This is a genomic window from Roseomonas alba, from assembly GCF_019430885.1.
Lineage (GTDB): Bacteria > Pseudomonadota > Alphaproteobacteria > Acetobacterales > Acetobacteraceae > Neoroseomonas > Neoroseomonas alba.
The window spans coordinates 291,533-314,046 of record NZ_JAHYBZ010000003.1; the positions used below are offsets into that span (position 1 = coordinate 291,533).

At 67.4% G+C, this 22,514-nt stretch carries 21 protein-coding genes; 11 read left to right on the top strand and 10 right to left on the bottom strand.

Going from position 1 to position 22,514, the window contains the following annotated elements; genetic code table 11:
* Positions 1-51 precede the first annotated feature (51 nt).
* From KPL78_RS10090 to KPL78_RS10115, 6 genes are all read right to left on the bottom strand, one after another.
* A complete protein-coding gene (locus KPL78_RS10090; protein ID WP_219762814.1) occupies positions 52-1,653 on the bottom strand; it encodes an ABC transporter substrate-binding protein in 1,602 nt (533 codons plus the stop codon).
* Between the two features lie 58 nt (positions 1,654-1,711).
* Complete coding sequence (locus KPL78_RS10095; RefSeq protein WP_219762815.1) at positions 1,712-2,644, bottom strand: ABC transporter ATP-binding protein; 933 nt, start codon at positions 2,642-2,644, stop codon at positions 1,712-1,714.
* Positions 2,625-3,620, bottom strand: a complete 996-nt coding sequence (locus KPL78_RS10100; protein WP_219762816.1) for an ABC transporter ATP-binding protein — start codon at positions 3,618-3,620, stop codon at positions 2,625-2,627. Before KPL78_RS10100 ends, KPL78_RS10095 begins: the two co-directional genes overlap by 20 nt.
* Complete coding sequence (locus KPL78_RS10105; protein ID WP_255568831.1) at positions 3,620-4,519, bottom strand: ABC transporter permease; 900 nt, start codon at positions 4,517-4,519, stop codon at positions 3,620-3,622. The genes KPL78_RS10100 and KPL78_RS10105 overlap by 1 nt, the downstream gene beginning before the upstream one ends.
* Before the next feature lies 1 nt (position 4,520).
* Complete coding sequence (locus tag KPL78_RS10110; RefSeq protein ID WP_255568832.1) at positions 4,521-5,510, bottom strand: ABC transporter permease; 990 nt, start codon at positions 5,508-5,510, stop codon at positions 4,521-4,523.
* 396 nt (positions 5,511-5,906) lie between these two features.
* A complete protein-coding gene (locus KPL78_RS10115; RefSeq protein WP_219762817.1) occupies positions 5,907-6,710 on the bottom strand; it encodes an IclR family transcriptional regulator in 804 nt (267 codons plus the stop codon).
* Between the two features lie 230 nt (positions 6,711-6,940).
* Here KPL78_RS10115 and KPL78_RS10120 point away from each other — a divergent pair, with 230 nt between their 5' ends.
* The 9 genes from KPL78_RS10120 to KPL78_RS10160 all read left to right on the top strand — a co-directional run bounded on the left by KPL78_RS10120 (position 6,941) and on the right by KPL78_RS10160 (position 18,827).
* Entirely contained in the window at positions 6,941-8,281 is a 1,341-nt protein-coding gene (locus KPL78_RS10120) for an LLM class flavin-dependent oxidoreductase (protein ID WP_255568833.1), read from the top strand.
* Positions 8,278-9,654: an LLM class flavin-dependent oxidoreductase gene (locus KPL78_RS10125; protein WP_219762819.1), complete on the top strand. Its 1,377-nt coding sequence runs from the start codon at positions 8,278-8,280 to the stop codon at positions 9,652-9,654. Before KPL78_RS10120 ends, KPL78_RS10125 begins: the two co-directional genes overlap by 4 nt.
* Positions 9,651-10,925, top strand: a complete 1,275-nt coding sequence (locus KPL78_RS10130; RefSeq protein ID WP_219762820.1) for an LLM class flavin-dependent oxidoreductase — start codon at positions 9,651-9,653, stop codon at positions 10,923-10,925. Before KPL78_RS10125 ends, KPL78_RS10130 begins: the two co-directional genes overlap by 4 nt.
* Positions 10,922-11,914: an LLM class flavin-dependent oxidoreductase gene (locus KPL78_RS10135; protein ID WP_219762821.1), complete on the top strand. Its 993-nt coding sequence runs from the start codon at positions 10,922-10,924 to the stop codon at positions 11,912-11,914. Before KPL78_RS10130 ends, KPL78_RS10135 begins: the two co-directional genes overlap by 4 nt.
* Before the next feature lie 277 nt (positions 11,915-12,191).
* Positions 12,192-13,751: an ABC transporter substrate-binding protein gene (locus tag KPL78_RS10140; RefSeq protein WP_219762822.1), complete on the top strand. Its 1,560-nt coding sequence runs from the start codon at positions 12,192-12,194 to the stop codon at positions 13,749-13,751.
* Positions 13,752-13,758: 7 nt separating this feature from the next.
* Entirely contained in the window at positions 13,759-14,706 is a 948-nt protein-coding gene (locus tag KPL78_RS10145; RefSeq protein WP_219762823.1) for an ABC transporter permease, read from the top strand.
* Positions 14,707-14,713: 7 nt separating this feature from the next.
* Positions 14,714-15,565 carry an ABC transporter permease gene (locus tag KPL78_RS10150; RefSeq protein ID WP_219762824.1) on the top strand — a complete coding sequence of 284 codons (852 nt, stop codon included), beginning with the start codon at positions 14,714-14,716 and terminating at the stop codon, positions 15,563-15,565.
* Positions 15,562-17,472 carry a dipeptide ABC transporter ATP-binding protein gene (locus KPL78_RS10155; protein ID WP_219762825.1) on the top strand — a complete coding sequence of 637 codons (1,911 nt, stop codon included), beginning with the start codon at positions 15,562-15,564 and terminating at the stop codon, positions 17,470-17,472. The genes KPL78_RS10150 and KPL78_RS10155 overlap by 4 nt, the downstream gene beginning before the upstream one ends.
* Positions 17,469-18,827, top strand: coding sequence for an LLM class flavin-dependent oxidoreductase (locus KPL78_RS10160; RefSeq protein WP_219762826.1), 1,359 nt, complete (start codon positions 17,469-17,471; stop codon positions 18,825-18,827). Before KPL78_RS10155 ends, KPL78_RS10160 begins: the two co-directional genes overlap by 4 nt.
* Before the next feature lie 78 nt (positions 18,828-18,905).
* On the opposite strand, the gene KPL78_RS10165 is transcribed toward KPL78_RS10160, so the two are convergent.
* Both KPL78_RS10165 and KPL78_RS10170 read right to left on the bottom strand, forming a co-directional pair.
* Positions 18,906-19,508: a pyridoxamine 5'-phosphate oxidase family protein gene (locus tag KPL78_RS10165; protein WP_219762827.1), complete on the bottom strand. Its 603-nt coding sequence runs from the start codon at positions 19,506-19,508 to the stop codon at positions 18,906-18,908.
* A 50-nt stretch (positions 19,509-19,558) separates the two neighbouring features.
* On the bottom strand, positions 19,559-20,107 hold the full coding sequence (locus KPL78_RS10170; protein WP_219762828.1) for a carboxymuconolactone decarboxylase family protein: 549 nt from the start codon (positions 20,105-20,107) through the stop codon (positions 19,559-19,561).
* A gap of 102 nt (positions 20,108-20,209) precedes the next feature.
* Between KPL78_RS10170 and KPL78_RS10175 the strand changes: the two genes are divergently transcribed.
* Positions 20,210-21,166 (top strand): LysR family transcriptional regulator, encoded by a 957-nt coding sequence (locus KPL78_RS10175; RefSeq protein ID WP_219762829.1) that lies wholly within the window; start codon positions 20,210-20,212, stop codon positions 21,164-21,166.
* On the opposite strand, the gene KPL78_RS10180 is transcribed toward KPL78_RS10175, so the two are convergent.
* Both KPL78_RS10180 and KPL78_RS10185 read right to left on the bottom strand, forming a co-directional pair.
* Complete coding sequence (locus KPL78_RS10180; RefSeq protein WP_219762830.1) at positions 21,108-21,494, bottom strand: RidA family protein; 387 nt, start codon at positions 21,492-21,494, stop codon at positions 21,108-21,110. The two genes, KPL78_RS10175 and KPL78_RS10180, sit on opposite strands and share 59 nt — an antisense overlap.
* 5 nt (positions 21,495-21,499) lie before the next feature.
* Entirely contained in the window at positions 21,500-21,676 is a 177-nt protein-coding gene (locus KPL78_RS10185) for a DUF4169 family protein (RefSeq protein WP_219762831.1), read from the bottom strand.
* 41 nt (positions 21,677-21,717) lie between these two features.
* Here KPL78_RS10185 and KPL78_RS10190 point away from each other — a divergent pair, with 41 nt between their 5' ends.
* A complete protein-coding gene (locus KPL78_RS10190) occupies positions 21,718-22,377 on the top strand; it encodes a dienelactone hydrolase family protein (RefSeq protein ID WP_219762832.1) in 660 nt (219 codons plus the stop codon).
* Positions 22,378-22,514: the final 137 nt, after the last annotated feature.

The following is a 22,514-nucleotide window of genomic DNA, read 5'->3' on the forward strand; positions in this document are numbered from 1 at the left end:
CACCTGGAACCCCCGCTCTGGTCATCGAGACATCGGCGACAAGGCCGGCCATCACCCGGCAATGTAGGCATGGGAGAAGCTGCCCTCGATGCCATCGGCGGTCACCGAATGGCCAAGGGCGCGCCTGTTGTGGATCGTGTACCAGCGCGGCACGCCGATATTCACGTCCGGAATCTCGCGCATCACGATCTCCTGGAACTCCTTGAACATCGCCTTGCGTTTCACGGGATCAACCTCCACCGCCGTCCCTTCCAGCAAGGCATCGACGCGCGGGTTGCTGTAGTGCGTGGCGTTGGAGAAGGGCACGCCGGGGATGTAGTTCTTCGACCAGTAGAGACGCTGGACGCCCACGGTCGGATCGAACAGATTGCTCATGGTCGATGCCGTGAGGTCGAAATCCCGGTCGGTGTAGACGCGCTTGGCATAGCTGCCGAAATCCGCCGTCCTCACTTCCACCGCAATGCCGATGCGCGAGAGCGCCGCGCGCGTGAAGTCGCAGAGCCGACGGATTTCGTCCACCGTCGGGTTCGCCTCCATCATCGTGCGCAACCGGATGCGGTTCGCGCCGCGCGGATAGCCGGCCTCGTCCAGCAGCCGTTCGGCGCGGGCGATGTCGAAGGCATAGGGGCTCGGCGACAGGTCGTGATACTCGGTGAGGAAAGGTGCGATCGGCGAGGCGCAAGGCGTGTAGGTGTTGTAGTAGATGGTGCGGCAGATCACCGGCATGTTGAGCGCATGCGCGATCGCCTGGCGCACCGGCAACTTGGCGAAATGCGGGTTGTCGAGGTTGAAGTTCACGCTGACGACGTTGTTGCTGTACTCGTAGCCCTTGGTCTCGAAGACCAGGTTGCCGGCGGTGCGCAGCCGTTCCACGTCGTTCAGCGCGACCGGAGTGCGGTAGCCGAGATCGACCTCGCCGGATTCCAGCGCGGCGGACCGCGCCGCCGCATCGGGGATGAACTTCACCACGAGCTGGTCGAGATAGGGCCTGGGCTGGTCCCAATACTCGGGGTTCCGCTCATAGATGATGTGGCTCCCGCGCACCCACTCCTTGAAGCGGAAGGGGCCGGTCCCGACCGGCGCATAGCCGTTGCGGTTGGTGAATGGGTCGGTGCCGTCGTAGATGTGCTTCGGGACGATGGGTGTTTCCGCCGCGGCGAAGGCGCGGATCAGATAGGGTACCGGTGTGCCCAGCTTCAGGATCACCGTGTGCGGGTCGGGCGTCTCCACACGTGTCAGATGCGCGAAGGTGCTGCGCCCGCGCGGATGGGACTGCTTCAGGATGGCGAGCGAGGCCGCGACATCCTCCGAGGTGAAGTCGCGGCCGTCATGCCACTTCACGCCTTCGCGCAGCTTGAAGACATAGGTCAGGCCGTCCGGCGACACTTCCCACTCGCGCGCGAGCTGCGGGTGGGCAACCATGTCGTTGTCGTACCACAGCAGGCCTTCGGTGACCTTGGCGCTGACCGTGAGGCTGTTGCTGCTGACGAGCGAGACCAGCACCGGCGGCTCGGACGGGAACATGATGGTCATGGTGCCGCCGCGGCGCGGTGGCGGCACGGATTGCGCGGACGCCGCACCGGACGTCGCCGCCAGGCCGGCAAACCCGCCGATGAGGCCGCGCCGCGTGGTCGGCAGATGCGCTGCTGTCATGTCTGCTTGCTCCTGTCCCGAGGCCCAATGGGGCTGAAGGTTGGTCGGCGCTCCCCCGTCATGCGAGATGACAGGCAAGGGCATGGCCTGGCGCCACGACGCGCAGCGCCGGATCCTCGACGGCGCAACGGTCGAAGGCCAATGGGCAACGGGCGCGGAAGCGGCATCCGCCTGCCTCGGCACGGGTCAGCTCCCCGCGCAACTCCGCCCGTTCGTGGCGCTGCGCCGGATCGGGCTGCGGCACGGAGGCGAGCAGCGCCCGCGTGTAGGGATGTCTCGGCGTGCGCCAGAGCTCGGCATGCCCTGCGCTCTCGACGATGCGGCCGAGATACATGACCAGCACGCGGTCGGTGAAATAGCGCACCACCGAGAGGTCATGCGAAATGAAGAGGTAGGAGAGGCCGAGATCGCGCTTCAGGTCGACCAGCAGGTTCAGGATCTGCGCCTGGATCGACAGGTCGAGCGCGGAGACCGGCTCGTCGCAGATGATCAGTTCCGGCTCAAGCACCAGCGCGCGGGCAATGCCGATGCGCTGGCGCTGGCCGCCACTGAACTCGTGCGGGTACCGGCCCGCGGCCTCGGCCGGCAGGCCCACGCGAGCCAGGATGTCCTGCACGCGGCGGCGCCGTTCGGCCGCCTTGCCCAGGCCATGCACCTTGAGCGGCGTCTCCAGCAGCGTGCCGATGGTCTGTCGCGGATTGAGCGAGCCGAAGGGATCCTGGAAGACCATCTGCATGCGGCGCCGGAACGGAAACAGCGCCGCGGATCCGAGATCGGCGATGTCCCGGCCATTCAGCCGGATGCTGCCCTCCGCCGGGTCGAGCAGCCGCATGATGGTCTTGCCGAGGGTGGACTTGCCGCAGCCACTCTCCCCCACCAGCCCGACCGTTTCGCCGGGCGCGACCTCGAGCGAGACCCCGTCGACCGCATTCACCGCGCGGCCGCGCGTGACATAGCGCGTGCGCAGCCCGTCAACCGTGAGCCGCAGCATGATTTGCTCCCGTCCTTGCGGCTTCGACGACACAGGCGACGCGGTGGCCGGCGGCGACCGGCTCAAGCGCCGGCGGCCGGATGCCGCAGGCGGGGATCGCCTCCGGGCAGCGCGTTTCGAAGGGACAGCCGGGCAATCCCGCGGCCGAGGCCACGGAGCCGGGGATCTCGGCCAGGCGCCGCGTGGTGTAGTGCGCCTCTTCCTCATGCCCGACCGAGGCGCCGAGAAGGCCCCGCGCATAGGGGTGGCGCGGTGCGGCGAAGAAGGCGCCGACCGGCGCCTGCTCAGCGATCCGCCCGGCATACATCACCGTCACCCGGTCCGCCCATTGCGCGACGACGCCGAGATCGTGGGTGATCAGCAGCACCGCCATGCCGAGCTGGCGCCGCAGCCCGTCCAGCAGATCCAGCACCTGGGCCTGGATGGTGACGTCGAGTGCCGTCGTCGGCTCATCGGCGATGACGAGGCGGGGATTGCAGGCGACCGCCATCGCGATCATCACCCGCTGTCGCATGCCGCCGGAGAAATTGTGCGGAAAATCGTGATAGCGGCGCTGCGGTTCCACGATGCCGACGAGGTCGAGCAGTTCCACCACACGACGTTCAGCGGCGGCGGCGGAGATAGGTTCGTGCCGGCGCAGCACCTCGGCGATCTGACGGCCGATGGTCAACACCGGGTTGAGCGCCGTCATCGGTTCCTGAAGGATCAGGGAGATACGCTTGCCGCGGATATCGCGCATCTGGCGCGGTGATGCCGTGGCGAGGTCCATCCCTTCGAAGAGGACGCGGCCGCGCCGGATCGCCGCCCCCTGCGGCAGCAGCCGGATCAAGCCGAGCGCGGTGATCGACTTGCCGCAGCCGCTCTCGCCCACCAGCGCGAGGGTCTCGCCGGGGTCGATGTGGAAGTCGATGCCATGGACGATCTCCGCCTGGGGGAAGCCGATGACGAGGTCCTGCACCTCCAGCAGCGGCGCCATCAGGCCTGCCCCGAACGCGGGTTCAGCACGTCGTTCAGCCCATCGCCCACCAGGTTGAGCGACAGCACGGTGATGGCGATGGCAGCCCCCGGCAGAGCCGTCAGATACCATTCCGTGCGCAGCAGCGCCCTTCCGTCACCGATCATGCTGCCCCAGCTCATCAGGTTGGGATCGCCCATGTTGAGGAAGGAGAGCCCGGCCTCGGTCAGGATCGCATTGGCCATCAGGACGGATGTCGCGACGATGATCGGCGCCAGGGCGCTCGGCATGATCTCGCGCAGGATGATGCGCGGCGCGGAATAGCCGAGGGCGCGGGCCGCCATCACGAAATCTGTCTCGCGCAGGGAGCGGAACTGCGCCCGCACCAGACGCGCCACGCCGGGCCAGGCGGCGAGGCCGATCGCCCAGGCGATCACCGGCGCCGACGGCTCGCCGATCGCCACGATGACGATGACGAGGAGAAAGGTCGGTACGGTCTGGAACAGCTCGGTCAGCCGCACCAGGACGTTGTCGACCCAGCCGCCGAAAAAGCCGCCGGTCGCGCCGACCGCGATCCCGATGACGAGTCCGATCACGGCCGCTGCGAGCCCCATGAGCAGCGAAACCCGCGCACCATAGGCCAACCCCGCAGCCACGTCGCGGCCGAGACTATCCGTGCCGAGCGGATATTGCGGATCCTCCCCGGGCCAGAGCGTCGGATCGGCCACCATGTCCTGTGGATCGCCGGGAAACAGCAGCGGCGCCAGGATCGCCACGACGATGACGGCGAGCAGGATCAACACGCCGATCATCAGGGACGGGTTGCGCAGAGCGGCGCGCACCATGCGGCCGCGCACCGCAGGACGAAGCGGTGTCGTGATCGCGGCCGGGGCTGGAGCCGCGCTGGTCGATCCATCCATCTCAGTGCGCCTCGATCCGTGGATCGAGCCAGCCATGCAGCAGGTCGATCGCCGCATTGGTGACGATCACCAACAGGGAGGAGAGCAGAAGCACGCCGAGCAAGAGGTTGAAGTCGCGCCCCAGCACCGCCTCCAGCGCCAGCCGCCCCATGCCTGGCCAGCCATAGACCGTCTCGACCACCACTGCGCCGCCGAGCAGGTTGCCGAGATGCAGCCCGACCATGGTCGTTACCGGGATCAGCGCGTTCCGAAGCGCATGGCGGAACTGGATGACCGCGGGATGCAACCCCTTGGCCGCAGCAGTGCGCATGAAGTCCTGGCCCTGCACTTCGAGCATCGCGGCGCGCGTCAGGCGCGCATAGACGGCGATGAAGAACGACGCCATGGCGAGGGACGGCAACAACAGGTATTTAGCGCGATCAGCGATGAGGTCCCAGCCGCTCAGCGTGACACCCACGGTCATGCTGCCATTGCTCGGCAGCCAGCCCAGCTTCACGGAGAAAAGGACGATCGCCATCAGACCGATCCAGAAGCCGGGCGTCGAATAGAAGACCAGCACCAGAACCTGGAGCAGCCGGTCCGGCCAGCGGCCGGCGAAGACGGCCATAATCCAGCCGAACAATACGCCGAACACGAGCGCCATCGAGAGTGCCGACAGCATCAGCAACAGCGTGCCCGGCAGCCTTTCGGCGATGAGCTGCGTGACCGGCAGGTTGAAGCGCGCCGATCGGCCGAGATCGAGCTGCGCGAGATTCGTCAGATAGGTGACGAGCTGCGTCAGCACCGGCTGATCGAGGCCGATCCGCGCGCGCAGCGCCGCCATGGTTTCCGCCGTGGCAGACCCGGATTCACCGGCGAGCACGTCTGCTACGTCGCCCGGCACGAGCTGCAGCAGAAAGAAGCATAGGATGATGATGCCAACCATCGTCGGCAGCACCTGGATGGCGGTGCGGCGCAGTATGGTTCCGGTGCGGTCGAGTACGCCCATCATGCGTCGTCCCCAACTCAGGCTCCACGAGACGACAGCAATCCGTCGACTCTTGGCAGCTCGATGCAAGCAAGTGCCGTGCCATTGCACTCGAGCATCACATCGGGGCGTCGAGACCGCGACGCATGCGGATGGCCTGTCACATTGCCAGCCAGTCACTGCACGGCGCCATGCGACGCCGACCCACGAACTACCGAAGCGCGCATATGGCCGCCGCGCCGGGTCCGATCGGAACGGCGGATCCATTCGCCGCGTCGGCGATCCCGCAGGAAGCCGGCTCTCCCCTCACATTCCGTCGCGCAGTGAAGCGCCGCGGCGTCCGGACGGGACGCACCTGCGCTTTAGGGGCGATGCCACTCCGCGGAGATCACCCCTGCCATTCGGCGCGCCGCCGCGGCATCATCCGTTCCGCGAGACCGCCCGCGCCGCATCGACCACCACTGGGACATAGGCTTGCTCCGCGGCCTCTGGCGTCATGCGTGACCGCAGGGTCGCGATGTTGATAGCGCCGACCGGCCTGCCCGCCGCATCCACGATGGCCGCCGCGACGGATAGGTCGCCATGGTGCAATTCCTCGAAGGCGGTGGCATAGCCTCGCGCAGCGGTGAGCATCAGCTTCTCCCGCAGATCCTCCAGCCGCCACACCGTGTTCGGCGTGATCTGACGCCGATCGCAGCGCCGCAGGATGGCCATCGCTTCCTCGATCGGCAGCCTGGCCAGCATCGCGATCCCCGGCGCGCTGCAATAGACCGGCGTGCGCGCGCCGATGACGATGTCGGCATTGATCACATGCCGCGCGGTGATGCGGGAGACGAAGACGACCTCGGTATCGTCGGGAACGGTAAGGTTCACCGTCTCCTCGGTCGTATTGCTGATGTGCAGCAGATAGGGCCTGGCGCGCCCGACGAGCGCATTGGTGCGGACATAGCGGAAGCCGAGGTCGAGCGTCCTGACCGTCAGCTCGAAGCGCTTGGTCGCCGGGTCCTTCCGCAAATAGCCCAGCGCAACCAGGGTGTGCGTGAAGCGCTGGGCGGCGCTCTTGTCGAGCTCCGCCGCGGCGGCGATCTGGGTGAGGCTCAACGACGGCCGCGTCTCGTCAAAGGCACGCAGCACGCGGAACGCCTTGTCCACCGACTGCACGCGCATAGGATCGTGGTCGATAGGGCGCTCCCGCAGGTCCGGGACGGCTTCGCTGGCTGGCATCGGCACCGCTGCTGTGTCTGGTTTGTGTGACTGGCGCTTCCAGATCGCAGCCTTTGTGTCGCCTGCGCAAGTGGCAGAGTCGGCCCGAGGGTCGCGCAATCCGCCCGATTTTACCGCATTTCGATATTTTGTGCCGTCCTTCGATAATTTGCTGTTGAACCGCCCGGCACCGCATCGCACCATCGTCGTCGACACGGCCGACTGATGCGGGGCACGCGATGCAACGTCGGATGATCCTGGGCCTTCCGATCCATTTCCTGGGCTACCATCAGGGCTGCTGGCGCCTGCCGGATGTGCCCGCGGACGGCGTCCTGCAGTTCGAGCACTTCGCCGAATGCGCGCGGATCGCCGAGCGCGGGAAGCTCGACTTCGTCTTCCTGGCGGATTCGGCGGCCGTGCGGAACCTCGACGATCCCTCCATTCCCCGCGATCGCGAGCATGAGCATCTGCGGATGGAGCCCATGGCGTTACTCGCCGCGCTCGCCATGGTCACGGAGCGCATCGGGCTCGTCGCCACCGTGTCGACCACATACAACGAGCCATTCATGGTGGCGCGGGGGTTCGCCTCACTGGACCACATCGCGGGTGGGCGGATCGGCTGGAACCTCGTCACCGGCTTCAGCCGTGACGAGGCACGCAACTACGGCTACGACGCGGTCATCGATTCCGACACCCGCCACGAACGCGCGCGCGAATTCGTCGATGTCGTGAACGGCCTCTATGATAGCTGGGACGACGGCGCCTTTCCGCGCGATCGCGCCACCGGGATCTATTTCGACCGGGCGAAGATGCATTTCCTCGATCATCGGGGGACGCATTTCACGGTGCGCGGGCCGCTCGATGTGCAGACCCCGCCGCAGCGGCACCTGCCGATCATCACCGCCGGCTATTCCGACCAAGCGAACGAATTCACCGCCGAGCGTGCCAACGCCGTCTACTCCGCGGCTCCGACCATCGAGGTCGGCCGCGCCTACTATGCCGACGTCAAGAACCGCATGGCGAAATACGGCCGTCCGCCCGAGGCGGTGACAGTGCTCGCCGGGATCATGCCCTTCCTCGGCCGCACGCGACAGGAGGCGCGGGACAAGCTCGATCGCCTGCAATCGCTGATCCAGCCGGAAGTGGGGCTCGGCATGCTCCGCTTGCACAATTTCCCTGACCTGCGCGGCCACGACATCGACGGGCCGATGCCGGAAGTCGCGCTCTCGCGTGGCCGCTACGACATGTTCTCCGACATGCTGCTGGAGCGGGTGCGGCGCGAGAACCTCACCATTCGCCAGACCTATGAGGTGATCGCCGAGGGCTTCTGGCAATACGGCAAGGTCGGCACAGCATCCGACATCGCTGACGTGATGGAGGAGTGGTTCACCACCGGTGCGGCGGACGGCTTCAACGTGCAATGCCCCTACCTGCCCGGCGGCGCGGCCGATTTCGTCGATCTGGTCGTCCCCGAGTTGCAGCGCCGCGGCCTGTTCCGCAAGCAGTACGAGGAGGCGACGCTGCGCGAGCGGCTCGGCATGGCACCCGCCGTCAGCCGCTACGCCACGACACGGGAGGAGCTTCCCGCATGAGGCAGATGAAGCTGGGCCTGTCGATTGCCTCGGCCGGCTACCACTATTCCGCCTGGTGCCATCCGGATGTGGATGTGCGCAGCGCCACCTCCATCCAGCATCACGTCAAGGCGGCGCAGCTCGCGGAACGCGGGAGGATGGATTTCGTCTTCCTCGCCGACTGGTCCTCCATCCTGAACGTCGACGATCTGCGCATCGCGCGCGACCGCGAACAGGCACAGGTGAAGGTCGATCCCACCCTCGCGATGGCGGCAGTGGCGGTGGTGACGAAGCATGTCGGGCTGATGCCGACGGCCAGCACCACCTATTGGCATCCTTTCAACTTCGCCCGCCGCATGGCGGCCATCGACCAGCTCAGCGGCGGGCGCGTCGGCTGGAACATGGTGACCAGCCACGGGCTGGACGAGGCACGCAACTTCGGGCTGGACAAGCCGATCGATTCCGACACCCGGCATGACCGGGCACGCGAATTCGTCCAGGTCATGCGCGGGCTGTGGGATTCCTGGGACGATGATGCCTTCGTTCGCGACAAGGCGACGGGCCAGTTCTTCCGGCCCGGCTCCGTCCATGCGCTGAACCATGAGGGGCGGCATTTCAAGGTGCGCGGCCCGCTCGACATGGCGCGTCCGCCGCAGGGCTTCCTGCCGATCATCACCGCCGGCACTTCGGACAACTCGCAGGACCTGGCCGCCGAGATCGCCGACATGTGCTATGGTGGCCAGCCGAATATCGAGGCGGCGCGCGCCTATTACAGCTCGGTCAAGGGCCGCCTGCCGAAATACGGGCGCAGGCCCGAGGACCTGCTGATGATGCCCGGCATCCAATGCTATGTCGGTCGCACCCAGTCGGAGGCAGAGGACAAGTTCGCGCTGATGCAGAGCGCGATGCCGAAGGAAGTCGGCATAGGCCAGCTCATCGTGAACCACTTCCCTGATCTCAGCGCCTATGGGCTCGACGATCCGCTGCCGGACATGACGATGCGCAGCGAGTTCCTGGGCAGCGAAAAGCTCGGCGGCCGTGAGCCGGAGCTGACGCTCGCCCTGATGCGACGCGCCCGGGACGAGAAGCTGACGTTGCGACAATTGTTCGACATCGCTTTGTGCGGCTTCTGGAGCCTCGGCGTGATCGGCACGCCCAAGGTGATCGCCGACATGATGGAGGAGTGGTTCACCACCGGCGCCGCGGACGGCTTCAATGTGCAGCCACCCTACCTTCCCGGTGGCGGCGAGGATTTCGTCGATCTCGTCATCCCCGAATTGCAGCGCCGCGGCCTGTTCCGTACCGAATACGAAGGCCGCACCCTGCGCGAGAATCTCGGCCTGCCACGCCCGGCAAGCCGCTACGCCACCGATGTCGCGGAAGCCGCGGAATGAAGCCCCGCAAGCGCATGATGAGCCTCGGGCTCTCCATTGCCAATCTCGGCTACCATTACGCCGCCTGGCGGCATCCCGACGTGCCGGCCGACGGCAACATGGACTTCCGGCACTTCGTCCACTGTGCCCGTCTGGCGGAGCGCGGGAAGCTGGACGGCATCTTCCTTGCCGATTCCTCGGCGGTGCGCGATCTGGATCGCCCGGCCATCGCGCGGGAAATGGAACACCAGATCGTCAAGCACGAGCCGACCGCGTTGCTCACGGCGCTGGCGGCGGTAACGAAGCACATCGGCCTCGTTCCTACGGCCTCGGCGACCTACAATGAGCCGTTCAATCTGGCGCGCCAGCTGGTCACGCTGGATCGCGTCAGCCATGGCCGGGCCGGATGGAACATGGTCACCGGCTTCAGCCTCGATGAGGCGCGGAATTTCGGCTTGGACAAGCTGGCGGATTCCGACACGCGCCATGCCCGTGCGGCGGAGTTCGTCACCGTGTTGCGCGGACTCGAGGGTGGCACGATCGACCACGAGGGCCGCTTTTTCCGCGTGCGCGGGTCACTCGGGCTGCCACCGGCAGCGCACCGCATCCCCATCTTCACCGCCGGCGAATCCGACAATGCGCAGGAGCTCGCCGCGCGCTGCGCTGATGTCGTCTATGGCGGGCAGCCGAGCATCGAGGAAGCGCGCGCCTACTACACCTCGGTCAAGGGCCGCCTGGCGAAGTATGGGCGCGACCCCGATGAGCTGAAGATGATGCCCGGCATCATGGCCTTCGTCGGCCGTACGCAACAGGAGGCACGCGACAAGTTCGATCGCATGCAGGCGCTGATCGAACCCCGCCTCGGTCTCGGCCTGCTCACGGTGAACAGCTTCCCGGACTACACCGGCCATGACCTCGACGGCCCGGTACCGGACCTGCCGATGCCCGGCGGGCGCAAGAGTGAGTTCGTCGTCGGCGCGCTCGCCAAGGCGAAGCGGGAGAAACTCACCATCCGCCAGCTCTATGAACTGGTTTCGGGCGGTTTCTGGCATCTCGGCATGGTCGGCACGCCTACGATGATTGCCGACCTGATGGAGGAATGGTTCACCACGGGCGCCGCTGACGGCTTCAACATCCAGCCGCCCTGCATCCCCGTGGACGCCGAGGACTTCATCGAGCTGGTGGTGCCCGAGCTCCAGCGCCGAGGCCTGTTCCGCACCGAGTATGAAGGCGCGACGCTCAGCGACCATCTCGGCTTACGCCAGGATCTGCCCATGGCGGAGGTCGCATGATGATGCCGCTGGGCATCTCACTGAGCGCGCCGGCGGCAGTCACCGATTTCGACCAGGTGCTTGCCGCGGCGCAGGCCGCCGAAGCAGCGGGATTCGACTTCCTCTGCCTGCCGGAACGGCCTGGGCTCGATCCGATCGCACTCGCAGCGGCGCTCGCCGCCGGGACTGAACGCATCGGGCTCGTCCCATCCTGTTCCGCGCCCTTCCACCAGCCGTACAACCTCGCGCGACGGCTCGGGTCGATCGACCACATCAGCCAGGGGCGCTTCGGCTGGGCGCTGCAGCCTGCGCCGCCATTGCCGGAGATCGAGCACTTCGCGCATCTCCCGATGCCCGCATCCGACATAGCCGTACCGCGCGCGGCGGAACTCGCCGGGATCGTGGCTGCGTTGTGGGATTCCTGGGATGATGATGCCTTCCTGCGCGACAAGGCGAGCGGGATGTATTTCGATCGTGCGAAGTTCCACTGGCTGAATCACGAAGGCGCGCATTACCGGGTGCGTGGCCCGCTCGACACAGCGAGACCGCCGCAGGGACGTCCGCCGATGATGGTCCTGGGCGGCACGACGATCGCCCATGATCTCGCCTGCGCCGCGGCGGAAATCCTGCACAGCCTCCCGCGGCACCTCGCGGATGCCCGCGCGACACGCGCCGGCCTGCAGCGTGGTCTCGCCGAACAGGGGCGCAGTGCGGATGCCCTGTGCATTCTCGCCGGCATTGCGCCGACCAGCGCAGACGTGCAGCCAGGGCCGCTGCGTGTGTCCGAGACGCCGGCGATGATCGCGGCGCTGATGGGCGAATGGCGCGATACCGGTGCCGTTGATGGCTTCATCATCCATCTGTCTGATTCGCCGGAGGCGATCACCCAGGTCGCGATGGATCTCATGCCAGCTCTGCGGGAGCGCGGATTGCGCGATGCGTTGCCGCCGCGGAGCCCCCTGCGCGACAGGCTTGGCCTGCACGCGGCACCGAGCCGGTATGCCGCCTGATGCGCACGCCCGCAAATCGTGCACGCTGATGCGCATCACAGCCATGGCGTCCTTGATCCTAAGCAAATTTCTGCTGGCCGATCCTTTTTTCACGCGGAAGCGCGCAGTTTCGACTCGCTCGCACGCGATCGCCGGCCCCTAATATCGCCATGCGCGCCAAAGTATCGGCGTGGCACGAGGGAGATTGAAGCGCCCGTCATGAGGTCCAGACGGCCCCGCCGCCACGGCGACGGCCCGTCTGAGTGACATCGCTGTCGTCCAGCCTGGAGATGCCGCCATGCGCCATTCCGAGACCGACGAACTCCTCATCCCCGGCATGACTCGCCGGACGTGGCTTGGCGCCGCCGCCGCCTTCGGCATGGCCGGCGGCGTTGCAGCATCGCGACCGGCCCGCGCGCAGGGGGCGCCGAGGAAAGGTGGCACGCTGCGCTTCTGCCGGCCCGATCCGCCCGACACGCTCGACCCGCAGATGACGAATTCCTTCTCGGGCATGGAATACAGCCAGATGGTCTACGACAATCTGGTCTCGCTGGACGCGGATACGCAGCCCGTGCCCATGCTCGCCACGGCCTGGGCGCCTGAGGCCGGCGGCGCAGAATGGGTGGTCACGCTGCGTGAGGGCGTGAAGTTCCACAGCGGCCGCGCCTTCACCTCCGCCGATGTGGTCGCCACGGTCGAGCGTTCAATGGATCCAGCACGCTCCGGCGTCGGTTCCGGCGCCTTCGGTCCGGTGACGGCGATCTCCGCCGAAGGTCCGCACAAGGTGCGCTTCAAGCTCCGCGTCCCCTTCGGTGAGTTCCCGGTCCAGCTTGCTTTCCGCCAGGCGCGCATCCTGCCCGCCGAGGGCATCGACGAGCTGCGCAACACGCCGAACGGCACCGGGCCTTTCATCTTCAAGGACTTCCAGCCGGGCAGCAGCCTGACGGTGGAACGCAATCCGAACTACTGGAACCCCGACGTCCTGCACCTTGACGGGGTGCGTATGGTCTTCATCCGCGAGGCGGTGGCGATGCAGGCTGCGCTGCGCGGCGGACAGGTCGACCTGCTGACGCAGATCCCGGTCGAGATGTATCTCGCGATGCGCAATGCACGCGGCTTCAAGGCCTATTCGGAAGTCACCGGCGACTACCACGCGGTGAACATCATGGGAAACATGGCACCCTTCGACAATCTGAAGGTGCGTGAGGCCTTCCGCCATATCCTCGATCGCCCGGCAACGGTCGCCTCCGTGTTGTTCGGCCAGGGTGTGCCGGGCAACGACCAACCGCTGCCGCCAGGCAACATCTACGTCCCGCCCATGCCGCAGAATGCGCAGGATCTCGCCAGGGCGCGGCAACTCATCCAGGAATCCGGCGTGCCGCCGATCAGCTTGGATTTCTTCACCAGTTCCGATCGCCAGCCGGCACCGAAGATGGTGCTCGCCTTCTCCCAGGCCGCGGCGCAGATCGGCGTGACGCTGCGCGTGCGCGACATTCCCTACACGGAGTATGCGGCGAACGTGGCGCGCAAGATGCCGCTCTACACCTCCTACTGGTCGGGGTCGGCGACGCTGTTCGATGCGCTGCATCGCATCTACCACAGCAAGTCGCTCTACAACTACGCCAGCATCGAATCCGTGCCGGGGCTGGATGCCAAGCTCGACGCCATGATCGCCGAGGTTGATCTGAACCGGCGCAAGGCCATCACCGCGGATGTGCTGCGCATGATCAGCGCTGGCGCCGACCGGCTGATCCCGTATTTCCGTAACTATCTCGGCATCTCCACCGACAAGGTCCAGGGCTTCTTGCCGCCACGCTTCGGCACGATAGAGATGCGCGGGATCTGGCTGAGCGCGTGATCCGGCGATGACCGTCATCGCCTTCATCCTGCGACGCTGCATGCTGCTGGTTCTGGTGCTGATCGCCGTGTCGGTGCTGACCTTCGCCATCGTCAACGTCCTGCCGGGGGATGTCGCGACGGCGGTGCTCGGCGACATGGCGACGCCGCAGATGGTCGAGGCCGTGCGCGAGCGCATGGGCCTCGGCCAGCCGCTGCCCGATCGCTATTTCGCCTGGGTCGCCGGCATCCTGCATGGCGATTTCGGGCGTTCCCTGCAACACGGGCAGGCCATCGCGCCAATGCTGCTCGGGCGGCTCGGCAATTCGGCCATCCTCGGCGGCATCACGCTCGCCATCGCCGCGCCGCTATCGATCCTGCTCGGCGTGCTGGCAGCTCTGCGGCCAGGTGGCGTGATGGACCGCGTCATTAGCGGCTTCGCGGTCGGAACGCATGCCCTGCCGGAATACGTCATCGGGCTGCTGGCGATCCTCGCCTTCAGCATCTGGCTACCCCTGCTGCCCGGGTCGAGCCTGATGGACCCCAACGAGAACCCGCTCTCGCGTCCCGAGGCGCTGATCCTGCCCATCGGCGTGCTCGTCATCGGCATGCTCGCCATCATCAGCCAGGTGACGCGGGTTGGCATGATCCAGGCGCTCGCCAGCCCCTATGTCCGCACGGCGACGCTGAAGGGCCTGCCGCGCTGGAAGGTGGTGATGAAGCACGCACTACCCAATGTGCTGCCGCCGACCGTCACCGAGATCGGCATGTATTTCGGCTATGTCATCGGCGGCCTAGTGGTGGTGGAGACGCTGTTCTCCTACGCCGGCATCGGCCAGATGATGACCAATGCGGTCAGCTACCGGGACATTCCGACCATCCAGGCCGGCGTGCTGGTGGTCGCGGCCGCCTACGGCATCGGCAATCTCTGTGCCGATGTCGCGGCGCTGGTGCTCAATCCACGCCTGCGGGGGTGACGGTCCCATGGCTCTGGCACTCCCCTTTCCGGCCCTGCAGCGTCGCCTCGGCGTCGGGGATTTCGCCTGCATCGGCTTCCTGCTGCTGATGATCATCCTGATTGCATTCGGTACGCAGATCGCGCCGCGCGACCCGCTGGCCTTCGACCCGATGCACTCGCTGGAAGCCCCAAGCGCAGCATTTCCCTTCGGCACGGACGAGTTCGGCCGCGATCTCTTCAGCCGGGTGATCGCCGGCACTCAGCCGACGCTGCTGGTGGCGCTCGCTGCCGCGGCGCTCGGCGTGCTGTTCGGCACCGCAACCGGGCTCGTCGCCGGCTATCTCGGTGGCGCGGTGGACGAGACCATCATGCGTGTGATGGACACGCTGATGTCCTTTCCGGGCCTCATCCTCGCCATGCTGGTGGTGGTGATGCTGGGGCCGGCGCCGATGAACGTGGTCGCGGCGATCGGGCTGGTGTTCTGGCCGCGATCGGCACGGCTGGTGCGATCCGTCGTGCTCGACCTGGCGACGCGGGAATTCATCGATTCCGCGCGGTCCCGCGGGGAATCGCGGCTGTTCATCCTGACGCGCGAATTGCTGCCGAACGTGCTGATGATCATCGTGGTGGACTTCTCGCTCCGGGTGACTTCGGCGATCCTGCTCTCGGCATCGCTCGCCTATCTCGGCATCGGGGTGACGCCGCCGACGCCGGCCTGGGGCCTGATGGTGCGCGACGGGCAGCAGTTCATCGAGCTCGCCTGGTGGCTGCCGGTCTTCCCTTCCCTCGCCATCGCCGTCGTCTCGGTCGGTACCGTGCTGGTCGGCGAGAGGCTGAGGCGCAGCATCGCCATGCCCGGGGGTGACCGCGCACGATGAACGCCGAACCGCAGGCCATCGCCGAAGACACCATGCCGGCCTTTTCCAGCGAACCAACACTGGAGGTGATCGGCGTCTCGATCACCTACGGATCCGATGCCGGCGGGCTGAAGGCGGTGCGAGACGTCTCCTTCCGCATCGCGCCGGGCGAGGCCTACGGCCTCATCGGTGAGTCCGGCTCCGGCAAAAGCAGCCTGGCCTATGCGGTGCTGCGCCACGTCCCCGCCGGGCGCGTGACGGGCCGCATCATGCTGCGTGGGCAGGACGTGATGGAGATGTCGCCCCAGGCGCTGGCCGCCGCGCGCGGGCGCATCGTCTCCATGGTCTATCAGGATCCGATGAGCGCGCTGAACCCGGCCATCAAGGTCGGCGAACAGATTGCCGAGGTCGTTCGCCGCCACCGCAAGGCCGACCGCAAGGCCGCGTGGGCACGCGCCGTGACGCTGCTCGGCCAGGTGCAGTTGCCGCATCCGGACGAGATCGCACATCGCTATCCGCACCAGCTTTCGGGCGGACAGCAGCAGCGTGTCGTCATCGCGATGGGCCTCGCCTGCGATCCCGACCTGCTGGTGATGGACGAGCCGACCACCGGCCTCGACGTCACGACCGAAGCCGTGATCCTCGACCTGGTGAACGACCTGCGCCGCGCACTCGGCGTGGCGGTGCTGTTCATCAGCCACAACATGGGCGTGGTGGCACAGGTCTGCGATCGCGTGGGCGTGCTCTATGCCGGGCAATTGGTCGAGGAAGGCAGCACCGCGCAGGTGCTCCGTGCGCCGCGCCATCCCTATACGATCGGGTTGATGAACGCGTTGCCGACCATCAACCGCGCACAGGCGCGGCTGGCTGACATTCCGGGCCGATTGCCGGACCTGCGGCAGGTTCCCGAGGCCTGCGTCTTCGCGCCCCGCTGCGCCTCCGTGCAGAAGGGCTGCACCACCGCGATTCCGGCGCTGGAGACAGTCGGCCCCGGCCACCGGACGCGCTGCTTCGAACGCGACCGCATTGTGCGCGCGATGGCGCCGCCGGCGGAGGCTGAGGCCGTCGCTGAAGAGGCGACCGGCAAGCCGCTGCTCCAGATCGTCGGCGTCGAGCGCAGCTTCGGCCGGATGCCACGGCTGAATCTGCCTTTCCTGCGCCAGCGCCGGCCGGTGCGCGCGGTCGATGACGTCACACTCGACATCCCGCGCGGGCGCACCCTTGCGGTCGTCGGTGAGAGCGGGTCCGGCAAATCGACCCTGGCACGCTGTGTCGCAGGCCTGCTGCCCCCCAATGCCGGCGACATCCTGCTCGAGGACTCGGTCATCCGACCCATGGTGCAGAACCGTACCCGGCCCGAGCAACGGGCCATCCAGTTCATCTTCCAGAATCCCGACGCCGCGCTGAATCCGCATTGGACAGTGGAGGCGATCGTCGGGCGGCCGCTGAAGCTGCATGGCCTCGCGCACTGGTCGGCGGATCTGCGGGCCCGTGTCGTCGAGTTGCTCGACGCCGTGAAGCTCGGGCAGCGCTATCTCGACCGCTATCCGCACCAACTGTCCGGCGGTGAGAAGCAGCGCGTCTCGATCGCCCGCGCCTTCGCCGCGGAACCGCGCCTCGTCATCTGCGACGAGCCGACCTCTGCGCTAGACATCTCCGTACAGGCCGCGATTCTGAACCAGCTTCGCGACCTGCAGGAGCGGCACGGTACCTCCTACCTCTTCATCTCGCATGATCTCGGCGTGGTGCGGCACATTGCGCATCGCGTCGCGATCATGCGGCATGGGCGCATCGTGGAATCCGGCACGCCGGCCGAGGTCTTCGGCGCGCCGCAGCACCCCTATACCCAGGCGCTGATTGCCGCGATCCCCACCCTGGAACGCAAGCGTCGCGGTGCAGAGCCGGACACGACAAGGATCATGGCATGACCGCGAAGCGACACATCAAGCTCGGCATGTCCATGCGCGGGCTGGGCTATCATGTCGCATCATGGCGCCATCCGAGCGTGCCGCCCGACGGCACGCTGCGCTTCGACCACTATGTCCGCAACGCGCAATGCGCGGAACGCGGCCTGTTCGATATGATCTTCTTTGCCGACGGCATCGGCATCAGGGAGAAGGACGAGCCGCGGGGCTCGCTCGCACGGTCGGGCTATGAGCTGGTGGAAATGGAGCCGATGACGCTCCTGCCCGCGCTCGCTGCGTTGACCAAGCATATCGGCCTGGTGACCACTGCCTCGACCACCTACAATGAGCCCTTTCACATCGCCCGGAAGTTCGCGACGCTGGACCTGATCAGCGGCGGGCGCGCGGGGTGGAACATCGTCACCTCCTGGTCGGATGCGGAGGCGCGAAACTTCAACCGCACCAAGCATGTCGACTACGACACGCGCTACGAACGCGCCGCCGAATTCGTCGATGTCGTCACTGGCCTCTGGGATTCCTGGGAGCCCGACGCGCTGGTCTATGACCGGGCCAACAGCATCTTCTACGACGAATCGAAGATGCACGCGCTCAACCACCAGGGAAAGCACTTCCAGGTGCGCGGACCGCTCAACGTCGCCGGCATGCCGCAGGGCCGGCCGGTGCTGGTCCAGGCCGGCGCGTCGGAACAGGGACGCGACATCGCGGCCAAGAATGCCGATGTGATTTATGCGGCCCAGGACAACATCGCCGCGGCACGCGCCTATTATGCCGATGTGAAGGGCCGGCTCGCGCGGCATGGGCGCGACTGGGACGATCTCAAGATCATGCCGGCGCTGCGCCCGGTCGTTGGCCGCACCCGCGCCGAGGCCCAGGCCAAGTTCGACGAGCTTCAGGCGCTGGTCGATCCGCTGGTCGGCCTCGCGCGCGTCTACAACGAGCTGGGCGACCTCAGCGGCTTCCCGATCGACGGGCCGGTGCCGGAACCGCAGGGCGAGGCCCAGGTGCGCAGCGGGGTGGCGCGCATCATGGCCCGCGTCCGTGCGAACAACTGGACCATTCGCGAATTGTGCCTCTCGCTGGTGGGTGCGGGCGGCTTCTGCCTGATCGGAACACCGTCCGACATCGTGGATGTCATGGAAGAGTGGATCGACGGCGGCGCGGCGGATGGGTTCAACATCACTCCGACACATCTGCCCGCGGGGTGCGAGGATTTCGTCGAACTCGTCACGCCAGAGCTGCAACGCCGTGGACGTTTCCGCACGGCGTATGAGGGTTCGACATTACGCGAGAATCTCGGGTTGAAGCCGCATGTGAACCGCTACGCGGCAGCACGCTCGGCTCGGTCGGCGGCGGAGTAGACAGGGGCTTCGTTGGATCTGCAGGCCGCTGCAGCTCGCCGGCGGCGGTGATATGGGTGAGGAGTGGCGCCCCTCCGCCTAGCGGGCGCGGAGCTGCGCCACCTCGGCTTCCAGTTCCGCGATCCGCGCATCGCGCCGTTCGATCGCGGCAGCAACGTCCTCGGCTTCGAATCGCTGAGGAATGTGCTGATGGCAGTTCGCATCCCAGGCCGTGACGTGGATCAGGATCGCCTGTTCGGCCCGGCCTGAGCTCCCCCCCGGCGTCAGCGTGGCGACCAGGGCGGGATCGTCCGTCACCACGCGCGCCTCACCCCAGATCTTCACGCGGCGGCGCTGCGCGTAGTCCATCAGGAACAATTGCACGCGGGGATTCTCGGACAGGTTTCCCAGCGTGATGTATTGCCGGTTTCCCGACAGGTCGGCGAAGCCCAGCGTCTCCGGGTCCAGCACGCGCAGGAAGCCAGGCGGGCCACCGCGATGCTGGACATAGGGTTGGCCGTCCGCGCTCGCCGTGGCGAGGTAGAAACTCCGCTGCGCGGCGATGAAGGCGGCGAGGTCGGGGGTGATCTCGCTGGGCCAGCCGCCGCGGCGCTCGCGGCGGGCAAAGGCCTCGCGCGACCCGCGCGCCTCCTGGATCGCCCTGACAGCGGGGGAGAAGGCGACATCGCTCAGCGCACCCATGGTGTGATCCTCCGGGATGGGGAGGGCGCGCGCCCTCCCCCAGACGGTGTTCAGGCGGCGCGGGCAGCGACGGGCGGGAAGTCCACCACTGTCCCGGCCACTTCGTTGACGTAGTTGGTCAGGGTGTTCAACGCCACATGCAGGATGATCTCGAGGATCTCCGCATCGCCCCAGCCGGCGGCGCGGACGGTGGCGAGCGCGTCTTCCCCGACCTGGCCACGCGCCTCGACGACCGTGAGGGCGAAGCGGATCGCCGCATCGGCCTTGGCGTCAGTGGACCGGCCGGCGCGGTTCGCGGCGATCTCGGTGGTGTCCAGCTTCGCCAGGTTCGCCCCGATGAAGCTGTGCGCGGCGAGGCAGTAGCCGCAGCCATGGAACTCGGCGATGGCGAGGGCGAGGCGTTCCCGCGTGCGGGCATCGAGCGCGCCCTTCGCCAGCGCGCCGGACAGGCCCAGATAGCCGCCGAGCGCGGCCGGGCTGGTCGCCAGCAGGCGGAACAGGTTCGGCACGCTGCCGAGCGACTTCTGCACGCCGTCCAGCAGCGGGCGGGCGGCGGCGGGGGCGGCGTCGATGGTGGCGGGGGTGGGGATGCGGGACATGGGGCTCTCCTTCGGGCTCCGTTGGTGGACGGGAGATTGGCTTGCGTCGCGTTCTGCGATAATTCCTGTTGTCTGAACTATATAACTGCGGAATTCGCAACAATGACCGACCGCTTCGACGCCATGTCCGCCTTCGTCGCCGTCGCCGATTCCGAGGGTTTCGCCCCGGCCGCCAGGCGGCTCGGCGTGTCGCCGTCCGCCGTCACGCGCCTGGTCGCGGGGCTGGAGGAACGGCTCGGGCTGCGGCTGCTCCAGCGCACCACGCGGCGCGTCGCACTGACCGATGCGGGGGCGCGCTTCCTGATGCGGGCGCGCCGCATCCTCGCTGATCTGCGCGAGGCGGAGGACAGCGCCGCCGCGGAACGCAGCACGCCGGCGGGGCATCTCGTCGTCGCGGCACCCGTCGCCTTCGGCCGGCTGCATGTCGGGCCGCTGGTCTGCGACTTCCTGGGCCAGCACCTCGGTGTCACCGCGGAACTGACCCTGTCGGACCGCTACATCGACCTGCTGGAGGAAGGGGTCGATGTCGCGCTGCGCATCGGGCATCTGTCGGACAGCACGCTGGTCGCGCGCCGAGTGGGCGAGACGCGGCGCGTCTGGGTCGCCGCGCCGAGCTATCTGGCCAGGGCCGGCATGCCGGCATCGCCGGATGACCTCGACGCCCATCGCCTGATCCATTGCAGCGCCCTGGGCGGCGAGCGCGCCTGGACCTTCCACGGCAGCGGCACGCCCGAGACCCGCGCCATCGCCCCGCGCTACGTCACCAACAGCGTCGATGCCGCGCTGTGGCATGCCGGGCAGGGCGGCGGCATCACCAGCGTGCTGCTCTACCAGGCCGAGGAGGCGCTGCGGTCCGGCCGCCTCGTCACGCTGATGGAGGAGCAGGAGGCCGCCCCGCTGCCCATCCAGTTCGTCTATCCCTCGGCGCGGCTGCTCTCCGCCAAGGTCCGCGCGCTGGTGGATTTGGCGCTGGCCACGCGGGACTGGCGCTTCACGGACGTCACGGCCGCTTCGCCACCGCCTCGATCTCGATCAGCGCGTCGCGCACCAGCGCCGTGACGCCGATACAGGTGCGCACCGGCCGCCCGCCCGGCGGCAAGGCGGCGGCATAGGCCGCGTTCATCGCTGCATAGTCGCGGCGGAACTCGGTAAGATAGACCCGCACGGAGACCACGTGCTCCAGGCCGAGCCCAAGCGCTCCCAGCGCCCGCGCGAGGTTGCTCATGGTCCGCGTGGTCTGGGCCGCGATGCCGTCCGGGAATGGCGCGTCCGGATCATCGAGGTCGCGCGGGAACTGCCCGGTCAGGAAGACGAATCCATCCGCCTCCACGGCGTGAGACGACGGTGAGACCGAGGGTGGAAATCCCGCGAAGATATGGTGACGCATCGCGGTCACTCCTCCCGTTTCGCGCCATCCAGCAAGGCCTTGCGCCGCGCCTCGTCCCGCGCGTCGTTGGCCTTTTCCGCCTTGGTCCGCCCGTGCTTCGCGCGGTTGGCCACGGCGCTGGCCTCGGCCTCCTGCTTCGTGCGTGCCTTGCGGACCTTGTTCAGGTTGACGATCTCGCCCATGCGGGGAGGATACGCCGCCACACCCCCGAGGGAAAACGTCCATGCCCACCATTTCTCTGACGGCCGCCGACGGCCACCGCCTGACCGCCTACCGCGCCGGTCCCCAGAACGCCGATCGCGCCCTGGTCGTGGTGCAGGAGATCTTCGGTGTGAACCACCACATGCGGAACGTCTGTGAGCGTTTCGCCGCCGAGGGCTATGCCGTCATCGCCCCGGCGCTGTTCGACCGCGTCGCGCCCGGCATCGAGCTCGGCTACCAAGCCGCCGACGTGGCCCAGGGCCGCGAGTTGCGCGGCAAGATCGAGGACGGGCTGACGCTGCTCGACGTGCTGGCGGCCGCCGCGGCGCTGCCGGCCGGCGTGAAGCGCGGCATCGTCGGCTATTGCTGGGGCGGCACCGTCACCTGGCATGCGGCGACACGCAGCAGCGCCTTCAGCGCCGCCTCCGGCTGGTATGGCGGCGGCATCATCGCGGCGAAGGACGAAGCGCCGCGCTGCCCCGTGCAGCTCCATTTCGGGGAGACGGACGCCTCCATCCCGATGACCGATGTCGAAGCCATCAAGGCGGCGCAGCCAGGGGCCGAGATCCACGTCTATGGCGGCGGCCATGGCTTCGGTTGCGATGAGCGTGGGTCGTACGTGCAGGCGGATTACGAGCTGGCGCAGAAGCGGACGCTGGAGTTTTTCGCGAAGACCCTCTGAGGGCGCTGTTGGAGAGGGGCGCCGCCCCTCTCCAAACCTCACCCCGCCAAGTGCTTGGAGCACTTGGAACGCAATCTTCTGGCGCCTGGCACCACGGGAGACATACCCCGCAAAGGGTGCTTCGCGCGCAGGAATGG